Source organism: Paenibacillus sp. FSL H7-0942, from assembly GCF_045040715.1.
Taxonomy (GTDB): Bacteria; Bacillota; Bacilli; order Paenibacillales; family Paenibacillaceae; genus Paenibacillus; species Paenibacillus amylolyticus.
Genome location: NZ_CP150279.1, coordinates 2,791,247 through 2,804,406, shown reverse-complemented (window position 1 = coordinate 2,804,406; position 13,160 = coordinate 2,791,247). Strand labels below are relative to the sequence as shown.

The following is a 13,160-nucleotide window of genomic DNA, read 5'->3' as shown; positions in this document are numbered from 1 at the left end:
GAAATTTTACGTTCATTTTACAAAACGCATATTTCAGTATAACAGTTTTCTGGTTGCTATTCCATGGAAGTTCCGTGTAGGACAGGGTGAGCGTTACGCAATTGTAGAAATATCCGTGTTCTGCGTGTCTGCTCCCTCTCTCTGTGCCTTAATGGCTGCTTGTGCAGCAGCAATTCGTGCATAAGGGATCTGTTCAGGCAAACAGCTTACGTAATCCAGTCCAATGCGGTGGCAGAACGTAATCGACTCCAGGTCCACAACATTTTCCCCACAGATCCCTGTCTTCAGATGAGGTTTTCGAATTCGACCTTGGACTACCGCCATCTCAATCAGTTGTCCGACTCCCTCAATGTCCAACACATGAAATGGATTATTCGTTACCGTACGAGAGTCCGTATCACGTTGAAGGAGAAGGAGCCGCTTCTCAGCTTCATGGCGACTATATCCAAATGTCATCTCTGTCAGCTCATCCGTGCCAAACGAGAAAAAGTCAGCCTGGCGAGCAATGTGAGTCGCCGTCAGCGCCGTTCTCGGAGCTTCGATCATCGCCCCCACTCTATAGAGACAATGCCGCTTCTCCTCACCAAGCACTTGGTCCGCCACATGATCCACCAGATCTCTCATCACCTGAAGTTCATGCACATGACCGATCTGCGGGATCATAATCTCGGGACGTACCCACCAGCCTTGCCGGATGCCTTTCACCGCTGCGCGGAATATCGCTTCCAGCTGCATATCAACGATCTCCGGGAACACCGTACTCAGCCGACAAGCCTGTTGCCCCAATGTCGGATTATGTTCATGCAATTCACAGACTCTGCGAATGACACGCTCCAGTTCCTCCAGTTCATTCTGATGGTCTTTTTGCTCCTGCCACTCCTCTGCTTGTAACCACTCACGTCGTTTCTCCAACACTCCCAGATCCGGTAACAGTTCATGCAACGGCGAATCGAGCAAACGTATCGTTACCGGGTATCCATCCATCGCTTCGAATATTTGTTCAAAATCAGACTGCTGCATTGGCAACAGACGCTCCAACCCACGCCTGCGTTCGGACTCACTGTCTGCCAGGATCATTTTTTGTACAAATGGTAACCGCGCAGGTGATAACAGCATGTTCTCCGTCCGGCATAGACCTATTCCCTCGGCCCCTTGTAGCCGTGCTGTCATGGCATCCTGTGGATGATCTACATTGGCCAGTACCTTCAACTCTTTCACTTCATCAGCCCAATTGAGCAGTAGTTGCAGATCTGCTGATAAAAGTGAATCTGAGTTGTTATAAGCTGGACATTCATCATTAGTTACTGGCTGGATCTGTACGGGCAGATGTCCATTGCTCGCTTCGCTGTTAGAATCTGTGTAGTGTTGCTTCAACACTTCCGTGATATGCGCAGGTTCGATGCGAAGAAGTGCATCCTCCTTGGTGAGGAGTCCTTCATGGACAAAATCCACAGTACTCCTCAGTGTGGCTGTTGAGGATAATCGTGCGGGCTGGGTCTGCACAACATACAACGCGCCGGATTCAATCACAAAGGTGATTTCCTGCACTTCTCCCTTATGCGTCTCCAGCTGGCTACCTATCTCCAGCAAACTTGTGTACAGCTCAGGTTCGTCATTCCGTAAACGCTCCAGGCTGTGATCTGTTTGGCTCGCGTTCCCGGTTGGGACATATTGTCCTGTAATTCCCTTTTCTCCTGTAAGTGGGTTACACGTATATATTGTTCCTGTCCCGCTTGATTCTCCACATTTTCCATGCATCATCGTCTGTATAAGAACAGGAGCGCTTTGCTCCGAAGAGATGTAATATGATTTACGCATGATCTCGTCCTGAGATCTGGATGCTTTAATACGCTGTGAATGATATACCGCACGTACTGCTTCTTTGAATTGAAGTTGAACATCTTGAGGAAAAGGGTTACGCCCCTCCCCTTCAATTAAATATTTAAATTCGGTAATGGTTAATTCAAGTTCCGTTTCATCCCGACCCTTGACGTGACTCGATATTTCTGTGAAAAATTCAGACGGAATTGCATATACCAGCTGTCCATATTCCTTTAAGTAATCTAGATAACATTGGAGTGCATACAACCGATCACCGGTTTGACGTGCGAGTCCTTCCACAGTAATATCATTCAGACCAACATTGAGCAGTGATCGTGTCGCAGTTGCTGAGGCTCGATCCTGGTCCGTACGTACCGCGAGTAGTAGCGGATTCTCCGAATGTCCGAAGAACTTCCCGGTTTGCTGTTCCAGATGCCGGATAGCGTTAATAATCTCTTCCTCTCCTTCACCGGAAAGATGTCCAAGACGGGTACAGAACTCGCGACAGCATTCCGTTGTGACTACAAATCCGGCCGGGACAGACCACCCTGCATGGATTAGCTCTGCAAGATCAGCCCCTTTACTGCCCATTAGCCCTTTCATCTCTGCCGTACCTTCTTCCAACAGAATTACCCGTTTTGTCATTACAGCTCTCCCATCCGCCATTCATGGCTATGCTTGAAGACTTCAATCCCTGCGTTACAGATCAGCCTTCACTCTAATGGTATGTCACAATCGTTCAGTCAAGGACATCCGCTTTTGCATTTTGTGCTCGTTATCCTTTTTTTTTGTAAACGTTACACTAAAATAAGATGAAACAAGCCTTTCGAGCAGTTGCATTTCACTGGGAAGCAAAAAGAAGCCCCTTCAGCTAAGCTGGAGGAACTTCACATTTTTTAGTATTCACTTACCTCAAACGTCAACACCCGATCAAACAGGATATAATCCTTCCGACTCTTAAATGGCCCTTTGTTGTTGTCGTGTTTATTGATCGCATACGATGCTTTTCCGCTTCCAGCTTGCTTCGCTTCATACCAGTCGATGAAATCATTTACTTCTTTCATACTTAGGTCGAATTCTTTCTCCAAACCCGTTGTCATGGTGACGACAAAGATGGCACGGTTAGTGGAAGGTTCCTCTGGTTGTTCCGGAGTTGTAGGTTCTTCTGGTTCTGGGTTAGGGAGCTCTTCTCCATACGGAGTAGCAAATGCTTCGTTGGAGTATTCAGTTTCAACACCATTAATCGTAGTCGTTACAACAAAATAATACGTAGTTCCGTTTGTAAGAGCAGGAATGACAAAGTTCCCATTTTCATCTTTTGTAGCAACAACAGTTTCAGTATATTTTCCTGATTCCGTCCCATACCTCACAATATAATTTTCTGCACCATCTATGGCTCCCCAATTTAGTCCGACCTGAGTATTTCCAGGAGTTGCTTTCAGATCAATTATATTTGGATTCATCATCTCTACTACACCTATCGTAAGTTCATTAATATGAGCCCATGACGCCGCTCCATCTACTTCTACCTTGATGCCTTCGTAGACCCCTGGAGTAATTGCTACTGGTTCGGTTATGGTAACAGTTGCATTTACATACCTTCCCACTTTAGGGCTCACCAAAATCCATTTACCATCTTTCAAACCGTACACTGTGTAATAGTTATTGGATTTAGGATTAGAATACGCAGCAACTTGAATAAAGTTAAGACTTAATTCCTCTGGAAAAACATATTGAATTGTTCCTTTTGTTGCACCCGAATTCCAAAGAGTACCCAACTTACCGTCAATAGAATTTTTACCATAATTCGCACTATATGTACCATTTACTGTTACAACTGTTTCCTTTGGAGGTGAAATTCCTTGCATCCCTTCTACTGTAGCTACTTCTTCATTTGCTGCCATAGCTACGTTCATGCTCATTAAACATAATAACACTACCGCAAATACTGTTTTCTTAAACTTAGCAATCACTCTATTATCCCCCTATTAATATAATAAGTGACTAATGTAATATGTACTTGAAAATATGTCTAAACATAAACTTGCTAATCTATAAAATTCAGCTAAATTCTGGATTTTTATTTTTTATTGGATATAAAAAAAGCCCAAGAAGAATAAATCTCTCCTTGCGCTTCCAGATTGTATATCCAATGAATTAGCTATTCCCATTCACCTGTTTTGATATAAGTTGCATCATATGCAACAATTACATTCGTTTTATCTGTTACCTTTTGTACATCATCGAAAACAAATTCTTCTTCGCCGTAATCTACTAAACTCGAATCCACTTTCTCGTAGGCCCCACAATCCTTCACATAAATTATATCTGGATGGTTAGAATCATATCGTAAGCTTTCAGGAAGATCTTCACCCGAAATTTCATGCGATTCGGCAACCATAGTCGTCGATATTGCTGTAACAGGAATCATCCCAATAACAGCTACTACTAAAAGTACGGCCAAGATTTTTTTCCGCATAGGAAGTTCCTTTCTCCAATTCTATTTTTCCTATATTATACATTAAAATGGAATGTTATAATATTTTCTCTGATGTTGAATCCAGCGTGTTTGTTATTTTGTAGTTTGTCGCTCATTGTAATTCCTCCAATGTTTTAATTTTTAAAAACGAAAAAGACCGCCAGATATATGATGGTCAGGCTTCTGATTATTGAAATAGATATTTGAAAAATAAAACTGCACAAAGAACACCTATTATCAAAAATATAATTGCTGAGTTCCGATATTTCTTCCACATCCGAATGGCATTAGCAATATTTAGTATGCCTAGTGCAAGCATGTTAATACGAGAATCTACTTGAAACAAGTTATATACTAGCATAATGACAACTACTACCGAGGTACACCAGAACCAAATTGGAATTTTATCCTTGATCATTAATCTGCTCCTTTAGGTTATATCCCATCTGTTACAAGATATTCCTCAATCTAATTGAAATTCCTTTGTTTAGTCTATTAAACAAACAGATTATTGATTAAAAAAGGATAATCCCAGTAGATTAATAGAGTGCCTGTAAATTACATCACAAAATTTTGATAGCTTTGAAAGTTATATGGTTTTCTTAATTTTTTCGAAAAACATCTCACAGACCATTCATTATCAAGCCATAAACCGCAATACATCCTCAATCTTCTTCCCATGAGAGATCACACCGTAGTTCATCCAAGACATAAAATCCACTTCATACACATTACCGCTCTTCACCGCAGGCAGACGTTTCCATTCATCCCTATCGAGCAGTTCGCGCTCCTCTCCAGGTTTAGCAGAATTTCCAGTGTCAAATGTAATCAACAAGTGATCCGCATGAAGCTGACTTAACTGGTCCAATCCAATGAAAATCCTCCGCTCGTGTCTTGTCCATTGCTGCACACGGGAGTGGGGAGTCAGTCCAAGATCCTGATAAATTACAGGTCCGACATAGCCCTGCTGAACCCCATAGAGAGTAATATCCGAAGCAGATATACGCAAAAAAGCTACTGTTTGACCACGCATATAACGTGCTAACCGACTCTTAGCTTCCATTGCCTTGTCCTCATACGCACCAATTACATCTTGAACCCGATTCACCTTCCCTAACACATCGGCTGTCGATCTTAAAATGGAGCGCCAGTCCTCTCCCAAATGATCTACGTAAAATGTAGGTGCTACCTGCTTGAAGCGGTCCAGATTCCATCGATCATATCCCTTATCCAGCATGATAAAGTCCGGTACATTACCCAGATTAAACTGCGCATCCATCTGGCTCACATCAAATTCAGGTACGTCATCCAACCCCAAATATTGCTGCCTGCCCCAAGAATGATGCGAACATTGCAGTACAGGTTTTACGCCAAGAGCCAACACAAAGTCCTCCAGATAAGGAGCAAAGACACGAACCTCTTGACGGTGATGACGGCGGTATAACCCAGGTGAAATACCAGCGTATTGCTTAAATCGGCGGCCAAAATAATACTCGCTGCTAAATCCCACATTCTGTGCAATTTCATGGATGCGATCATCCGTAAGCTGCAATAGTTGCTTCGAGCGCTCCAGCCGAACCGCATTTACATATTCAAGCGGGAGCTTGCCCGTAATTTTTTTGAATTGCCGAGTGTAGCTGGCTCTTGTTAGACCAATATCTGCTGCGAGCTCATCCACGGTTATGGTCTGATCATAGTGGTCGCCAATATAACGAATTGAACTTTGAAGACGGGCACGGTCATCGGGTACTTCTGTTTCGAGGGCACTATGGCGAAGCAAGGCACGAAACCACTCCTGGAAACGAAGCTGTACCTCCCATTGCTCCAGCCAATCGCCAGTGACCTGTTGACGCAGTATTTGTTCCAAGGCTTCCAGACAGGAACTCCACGGACTGTAACTGAGTTGCATAAGCGGTAATAATGTCGGAGAATCTGGACTTTGGGAAAGTTCCTGCTGCTTCTCCGTGTTTCTTCTAGACAAAGCGTTCGAAGTCTCTTCTTTCAACTCAGCCACCATAAGATCAAGCTTATAATACTGCAATTCACTTTCTGTCCAAGGCGAACCTTCTATTTTAACGGATGTTCCAGCCGGAACAAACATAATCATTCCTTTTTCCAGATGAGATTCCCGATCTGAGCAAACTATTGAACCTTTCCCAGACGTTACAACAAATATGGAGTGTGAAGTCGACATTCTGTATAACAAACGTTTATTGATATGAGATTGATGGTGATCTACGTATTCCATATGCTGAAGTGAGCATAGCCAGGGCTTGGGGATCAGTTGTATTATCGTGGGGCACATGTTCATCGTCCTTAACTGAGAATTATTATCATTTAAAATAGTGTATACGAAAAAAGAAAGCTCTTCAACCCTGGCTGAAGAACTTTCTTTAAGTAATCGATTCAATTATGGAGTCAATTTTTCCAAGAGATCATCAATTTTCATGGAATTTGCTGTAATCGCACCTGATTGCCAATGTGATCTTTCCATAATATATACCTGATTGTTCTTAACGGCCGGAAGAGATTTCCACAATTTGCTGTCAAGTACCTTCAAGGCTTCCTTGTTCTCAGGAGAAGACCATTCACCATTGGAAGGGAACACAATAAGATGATCTGCATCAAGTTGCGGCACGGCCTCTTCAGACAGAATTTCCTGGTATTCTTCCATCTTGTTAACCAGAGGATGAGGTGTTAGGCCAAGCTCCGAATAAATAAATCCGGTGAACCGATTTTTCACACCGAACAGTGCCAGTGTATCATCGTTAACATTCAGTCGGACAACTGCGACAGTCTCGTCTCCAACCGCTTCCTGCAACTTCGCCTTAGCATCTGCAATCTTGGCCTTAAATGCCGCAGCAACTTCTTCACCCTTGTCCGGTTTCCCTACAACATCGGCAATGGTTTTCAAAATTTGATTCGAATCCTGCAGTACGCTCTCAGGCAGACGATATGTCGGTGCCACCTTGGAGTACATCTCATATTTCTCCATATCTACCCCACCATCTACAATGATGAGATCCGGATCATATTCCAACAAAGCTTCAATACTCCCCGTAGTATCAAATTGAGGAACATCCAGTCCTAAATAATCCTGTACACCCCACATCGGGTTATACCACTGCACTACAGGTGTAATATCAAGCGCCTTCAAATAATCTTCCACATATATTCCAGCAATCCGCTGTGGTTGAACCGGAATCGTCACATCTCCAAATTCATCCTGTACAACTCGTGTCGCAGGCTCTGTCTCGGTTCCAGAAGTATTTTCTCCAGAAGCCGCACTTTCAGTTGCAGTTGCAGGAGTCTGTTCCGCATTCGTAGCGGTATTTGTACTACATCCTGAAATAACCAGACCCATGAGCAGTAATGTAATCGTCCACCCTTTGAAACCTTTAACTAAACCTACCATGTTACCCTTCACCCCTATGTGATCTGTTGATGTAACCGTGAGAATATCTCACATATAATGATTATCATTCTCATCGATTGCTTAGGTGAATTGTACCTTATGCCTCAGCCGACCCACAATGTACATTTGATGTTGTTTTTTTATACAAACGAAAACAACCCTGTTGGTCCTCCCCCGCTTATCGCAGGGGCAACCTGCCTTGACGATAACTTTCCAACAACTGATCCACAAAGAAATCGTTCGCCGTACCCTGTAACAATGCAGCACCAATTAAACCCATATCATCACTCACATACCCCGCTAACTCAGGTTCGCCGGTGAGAGCCAAGGTCTGTTTGAACGCCTGTTCCCTACATGCGCGCAGCACCTCTTCTTCAGCCACCACTTTATCTTGAGCCCATCGTACAAAAGCTTGCATCCACTCGTCAGCAAATGCAGAAGCATCCCTTTCATCCAAGTAAATTTCCACATCCAATCCTTCGAATGTCTGCTGGGTCAGAATCCGTCCCTCGTTAAGATCCAACAGTAGCTTCTCCACATCCGTTTTGCTCATTGATCTCTCCTCCAGTTCCTCGTCAAGTCAGATACATCTCTGGTATAACAAAACGTTTCATCATCTGCTTTGGATCGGCTGTAAAATGATCCAATTGAAGTTCCTCATATTCGCTAAGGATACTTTCAAAGATACCAGCGATCACACCACAATCTGCCAAAGCATTGTGCCTGTGAATTCCATCTGTATTCAGATCGTAATACCGAATCAGAAAATCCGTAGAGACGGATTAATGCCTGTACCTTCGAGATCAAATATGCAGTACATTCTATCCTGTAATGGAGATACGCTTAGATTTTCAATAAAGTATGTATCAGGCAAAAGCGTAATTTTCATCCGCCAACTCACTCCTCCCCACTATCATTCTGGCAAATGCATTTCTCATATATAACTCTGTCACTCCCACAATCGGGTGACCTGGACCAACTTGCGCGTTCCATCAAACTGCAATTTAAAAATATCCGGCATCGTAGTACTCTCCCAAAAGTCATACCCGTAGGAAGAATCATAGTGTTGTAAAATAAGTGTCATTACATCTCCATGGGTTCCGATGACTACCTTGTGACCCATATGTTTATCCAAAATTTTCTCGATTACCGCTACTGCCCTTGAGCGAGCCTGTGCACCAGACTCCCCACCTGAATACGCATACGTAGGATCACGGTACAACTGCTGCTTGGCTTCACGAAAATTAGCATGCTTCACATCTGAACTCGACAACTGGCGTTCACGCAAATCTTCCTCTGTCACCACAATTCCATCTGACCAATCTGCCAGAATCTGAATCGTATCTACCGCTCGCCTGTAGGGGCTAGAATAAAACAGTTGAATCTGCTCCCCATGGAGCAGACTGGCAACCGTTCCCGCATCTTGATGACCTTGCTCTGTCAGTCCACGCTCGCGTTCCTGTCCTTCAACATATCGAGACTCCGCATGTCTGACAAAATACAAAAACGTACTGGCCTCACTCATCATTCATCCGCCAACCCTTTTTTCTTCTCAATGACAATCAGGCAGGTACTGTCTGGCAAAGGCGCAGGCTCACCATTTTCCTTCATGAAGATCACTCGTTCTCCAAGTGCTTCCGTGTACCCCTCCTGGAGAAAATGTCGGAACGTAATCATCGCGGCTTGTTCACCCAGCGCTTCTCGAATACAGTTCTCATAGGCTGTCGGCGTGAATATACCGAACTGTTCCTGAATTTCATGCACGTATGCCTCTTCGCCCCACGTATAGGTGTAGAGAAACTCCATTGCATCGTTGATCGGCAATACGACCTCATTGTCTGAGACCCGCTCATATTGAATTGCACGTCCCTGAAAATCCTCTGCATACCGCTCCAGCCAGCGCATCCCATCCGGTTCCTGGAAACGAATCCGGCGCTTCTGCGCCTCCGGCTCACTCATGATCCCATCCCGAATCAGGATTCTTCCTCCAGGTGACAGCACACGGAATGAACTTCTCAGCGCTGCTACAACCGTATCGGAATTAAATCTTCGACCGTCCAGTTCAATATATGAATATAATTCATGCAGAATGGATGAAAAAATAACCGTATCCACTGTGCCCGGCTGCACATATTGCTCCAGTTGCAGGGCATCGCCCTTCATCACTTGCCAGCGATGTCCCTCACGTTGTTTTTTGCGTTCCAGCGCTTCAATGACATTGGCTGAGATATCGATACCAATCGGCTCCACTTCCGGTTTTTCCTGCTCAATCAGATCCAGCAGAATTCCTCCACCTGGACCAATATCCAGTACTCGTTTACCAACGATATAGTCGAGCAGTACTTTTTTGTAATCACCGGAGCTGTTCATATCGGACAAATACGTCTCTTCGTTGTGGAAACGATCATACGCATCCCGGCGTAATCCGAACAGGTCAAATAACAGCAGTACAGCCTTCTCGTATAACGGCGACTTTTCCGCTTCAATACAGAATGCAATCAGCTTCTCCGCCGCTGGAGAAAATTCAAAGGTCACAAACAGTGTATCCGGCAGATCCGCATGACGTTCAATGCGATGGGTTAGATGGGGATAGACGATCTGCTCTCCAGCCGTAATCTGTTCCCATGCATACTGTTCCAAATATTTTTCAATCATTCGTTTCTTGTAAATATTGAGCTTCTTCACACCCTTGTAGTCGTAATACATCGTATTCATCAATGGTTCGAAGCTGATATGACGAACGATTTCAGATCGACTCTCCATGGATGTTGGATTCATACTTTCGCTGCGAAGCGTCAACAGGAACACTTTTACCATCTCCTGCAACGAAAAATCCTGCATGGCCGACTCCACATACCATAATGTGCGATGAGCCAGCGGAGCCAGCGCCTGTTCTACATCCAGTTCCGTTTGTAGCTTGGCGTAAGCCGTATCCATAGCTTCTCCCTGCCGAATGGATGAACTTCTTAAGCGGGATAACCGTTCCTTCACGCTCCAGTCCTCATGATCCGGTCCAACGATAATCCAGCCTACAATGCGCTGCACCTCAGCCTGAACCTGATTCCATAACGCTGGATCAACACCTGCAATAATGCATTCATTTAATGCCATCAGTATAGTGTGCAATTCATCTGTAGTAAGCCATCCTTTGACGATCAAGGCGTGGAGCGAAGCATTCTCGGCAAATGGAATCTCGCCCCGTATGTATTGACCAATAAGTCCATGCGTAGCAATCAGAGTACGAATAATCTCATGCCTTGGTGTGTGTGAAGTCAGTGCAGCATGCTCGCTTATATCCGCATTCTTACTCAGAGCACCACTCGGAGAACCAAGTTGATATATACTCGTCTCCTTGGTCTTATCGATGTCATTATCCAGGTGCTCCGCCACTGCGTATAAGTCATATAACTGAGCGGACCCCACATTGTGTACAAACAAGTTAACGCCCTGCTTTTGCCATACCCGCCGTTGCTCCCGTGATCCGGCCTTCGCCGTCTCTGACCAGATTAATACGTCTTCCAGAATTTCTCGCACCCAAAAAGAAACCTGAAGCTCCTCCAGTACGTGAAGTGTACGCTCGGTATAGTCCAGTACCGGATTAGTTCCCTCAAGTTCGGCAATGGAATGAATGCGTTCGAGGTTAATATGGGGTTTCTCCGCTGCTGCCAGCAGTTGCAGCCATAGCTGCTGGGCTTCCGGCGTATTACCTGACTTGTATGATTGTATGGCCTTTAATGAATGCAGCATAAATATGTCCCCTCTTTCTCTACCCTTATATAAAAAAATCATTAGATTCGTCTATAGAAGTTGAACTAATTATTAACATTATAACGAAGAGGACAGAAAAAACCTGAAAAAGCGAAGCTAAAAGCTTTCTGCAAGAAAGCTGCTTCGGAAGCATATGCTTCGCCTTTATCCCCGGATTTTCCCCTTCGGAAAAGGGAATCAAAAAAAATCTGGGGATAACAGCGATTGAAAGGTTATTCTGTCATCGTAGTGTCAGTGTAAATAATATGTAATTCAACTTTTATAACAGACGAATTCGTTCCTGAACAAACTTGAGCAGCTGTTCCACCTCTTGAGCGGGCAAATCCTCGTCAAGACGCGCGGCAGCAACTGGCAGCATCCAGGACTCTATTGCTACACGTGTAATCCCGGAAAGTTGCATATAATGATGGATGTAAAATTCGACCAGCGATTCACGAGCCTTTTCAAAAACCATTCGTATAACTGGCTCTGTATCTTCCGGCAATGTGGCACTCATTAATATTACCCAGCTTCGAGCCACATCACCCGCAGGATCACCGGACATACCAGTCATCCAATCAATGACCCAGTATTGATCGCCAGCCTCACTGAGCATAACATTATCAGGGTGAAAATCGCCATGACAGATCTGTTGTTGATCAGGCAATGTTGTTAAGTAAGAAAGGACTCGCGCTTGATCGTCCTCCGACAATAATCGAACATTGCGAATCGCTCCCGATAAAATCTGCTTCTGTAAGGGGAGTGTTCCTTCATCATCTCGCTCGCAATGAAGTCTGTAATGGCAGTCAGCCATTTTAAACGCCAGCTGCTCTAGTAACTCCGGTTGCTGAATGATAAGTGATAACAGGGTAATCCCCTGGATTCGCTCAAAAACGATGCCTGCTCGCGATGTAGTATGTTCTATTAAGGATACTGCCTGTGGGACGGGGAGTCCTTTTTTGAATGCCAACTCACTTATTCTAAATTCATTCTGGACGGCTTCGTGAGGAAAATCCATTCGATATAACTTCATAATGTGCTCGTTCGAATACGCATAGATTTCCGCAGTTCTTCCTTGACCGATTCGCTCCATATCTACCCTCCCTTTACTCGAACTCACTGCCTCTGATTTTGGAGAAAACCATACAATCGACCAGCGTACCTGTGCTGTCACGTCTCATCTTGCGCAGTACACCTTCCAGCGTATAACCCGCTCGTTCGGCTACTTTGGCACTTCGCACATTGCGGGCGTCACAGCGGATCTCCAGCCGGTTCGCCTCCAGATGAGTAATGGCAAATTGCTCAATGCCTCTCACCGCTTCTGTCATCAAACCCTCACCAGCTCGCGATGTTCGAATCCAGTAACCGATCTCAAAACAGCGTGCATTCCAGTCAATACGATGTAACCCGCTGCTGCCTACGAATTCATCCGTATGTCTATCACGCAAATGTAACATCATGTCGGTACGTTCCAGATATTTCAGCCTTGCTTTGCGAACAGTCACTTCAGACTCTTCCAATGAAGGGATTTTCTCGGCAAAAGGTAACCACAACCGCAGCTGCTCCGCACTCTCACGGACCGCTTCATTAACGGCTGCGCCATCCCCCCACTGCGGTGCTCGAATCGTGAGGCGTTCCGTATGGAAGCTCTCTGGAATCGTTAGCATGATCGGATTAGATGAAGACGATTCTGTCATC

11 protein-coding genes are annotated in these 13,160 nt (G+C 44.7%); all 11 read right to left on the bottom strand.

From position 1 onward, the window contains the following. Nucleotides 1-93: 93 nt before the first annotated feature. Nucleotides 94-2,466: a putative PEP-binding protein gene (locus MHI48_RS12810; RefSeq protein WP_405144179.1), complete on the bottom strand. Its 2,373-nt coding sequence runs from the start codon at nt 2,464-2,466 to the stop codon at nt 94-96. A 251-nt stretch (nt 2,467-2,717) separates the two neighbouring features. Then, the gene (locus MHI48_RS12805; protein WP_245838098.1) at nt 2,718-3,794 is read right to left on the bottom strand and encodes a fibronectin type III domain-containing protein; all 1,077 of its coding nucleotides are present in this window, start codon (nt 3,792-3,794) and stop codon (nt 2,718-2,720) included. 188 nt (nt 3,795-3,982) lie between these two features. Beyond that, nucleotides 3,983-4,300, bottom strand: coding sequence for a hypothetical protein (locus MHI48_RS12800; protein ID WP_036608789.1), 318 nt, complete (start codon nt 4,298-4,300; stop codon nt 3,983-3,985). A gap of 640 nt (nt 4,301-4,940) precedes the next feature. Continuing rightward, nucleotides 4,941-6,494 (bottom strand): helix-turn-helix domain-containing protein, encoded by a 1,554-nt coding sequence (locus MHI48_RS12795; protein WP_076327930.1) that lies wholly within the window; start codon nt 6,492-6,494, stop codon nt 4,941-4,943. A gap of 216 nt (nt 6,495-6,710) precedes the next feature. Continuing rightward, nucleotides 6,711-7,715 (bottom strand): ABC transporter substrate-binding protein, encoded by a 1,005-nt coding sequence (locus MHI48_RS12790; RefSeq protein WP_036608793.1) that lies wholly within the window; start codon nt 7,713-7,715, stop codon nt 6,711-6,713. 178 nt (nt 7,716-7,893) lie between these two features. Next, nucleotides 7,894-8,268: a hypothetical protein gene (locus MHI48_RS12785; protein ID WP_051449706.1), complete on the bottom strand. Its 375-nt coding sequence runs from the start codon at nt 8,266-8,268 to the stop codon at nt 7,894-7,896. A 207-nt stretch (nt 8,269-8,475) separates the two neighbouring features. Then, nucleotides 8,476-8,604, bottom strand: a complete 129-nt coding sequence (locus MHI48_RS12780) for a hypothetical protein (RefSeq protein WP_282615749.1) — start codon at nt 8,602-8,604, stop codon at nt 8,476-8,478. Between the two features lie 60 nt (nt 8,605-8,664). Next, the gene (locus MHI48_RS12775; protein WP_245838095.1) at nt 8,665-9,243 is read right to left on the bottom strand and encodes a histidine phosphatase family protein; all 579 of its coding nucleotides are present in this window, start codon (nt 9,241-9,243) and stop codon (nt 8,665-8,667) included. Continuing rightward, nucleotides 9,240-11,462 (bottom strand): class I SAM-dependent methyltransferase, encoded by a 2,223-nt coding sequence (locus MHI48_RS12770; protein ID WP_076327823.1) that lies wholly within the window; start codon nt 11,460-11,462, stop codon nt 9,240-9,242. The genes MHI48_RS12775 and MHI48_RS12770 overlap by 4 nt, the downstream gene beginning before the upstream one ends. Nucleotides 11,463-11,742: 280 nt before the next feature. Beyond that, nucleotides 11,743-12,555: an aminoglycoside phosphotransferase family protein gene (locus tag MHI48_RS12765; RefSeq protein ID WP_076327822.1), complete on the bottom strand. Its 813-nt coding sequence runs from the start codon at nt 12,553-12,555 to the stop codon at nt 11,743-11,745. 13 nt (nt 12,556-12,568) lie between these two features. Beyond that, nucleotides 12,569-13,159: a GNAT family N-acetyltransferase gene (locus MHI48_RS12760; protein WP_076327821.1), complete on the bottom strand. Its 591-nt coding sequence runs from the start codon at nt 13,157-13,159 to the stop codon at nt 12,569-12,571. Nucleotide 13,160 lies beyond the last annotated feature (1 nt).